Here is a 423-nt window from a genome sequence, read left to right as displayed (position 1 = left end):
TTCTTTTAAAGCTGTCACGTTTCACGTCATAGGCGGTTTTTCCTTCCACCTCGCGCCCGTCCACATGCGAGATAAAGACAAATATCTTTCGCGGATACTTCTTGCGCAGGCGGATTATTTCGGTGGCTTTCGCTCCCCCTTGCTGCTCGAAATATTGTATGGAGTCTATCATTATCACGTCCGGGCTACGTTGCTTTGACAAGTATTCGTCCAATTCTTTGATGGTAGCTTCGTCCGAGTAGATTATATTGTTTGTCTTACTGCTGATACCTACATCAAGCACGGAGTTCACGAAGTCGTCACACGCGCCCATTTCCAATGTTAGATAAAGAACACGAAGCCCCATTTCATCAAATTTGCGAGCCAGTTGCAGAGCGAAAGAACTTTTACCTTGTCCCGACTTTCCGTAAATGATCCAGCAAC

At 45.9% G+C, this 423-nt stretch carries 1 protein-coding gene; it reads right to left on the bottom strand.

All coding sequences use genetic code 11. The features are described from left to right. On the bottom strand, window positions 1-423 hold a 423-nt coding region (locus HMPREF2794_RS21340; protein ID WP_139147285.1), incomplete at both ends, for an AAA family ATPase.

Origin of the sequence: Bacteroides sp. HMSC067B03, assembly GCF_001811315.1 — a bacterium.
In the GTDB taxonomy this organism is placed as follows: Bacteria; Bacteroidota; Bacteroidia; order Bacteroidales; family Bacteroidaceae; genus Bacteroides; species Bacteroides faecis.
The sequence above is the reverse complement of the archived record's forward strand: the minus strand, read 5'-3'. Positions and strand labels throughout refer to the sequence as shown.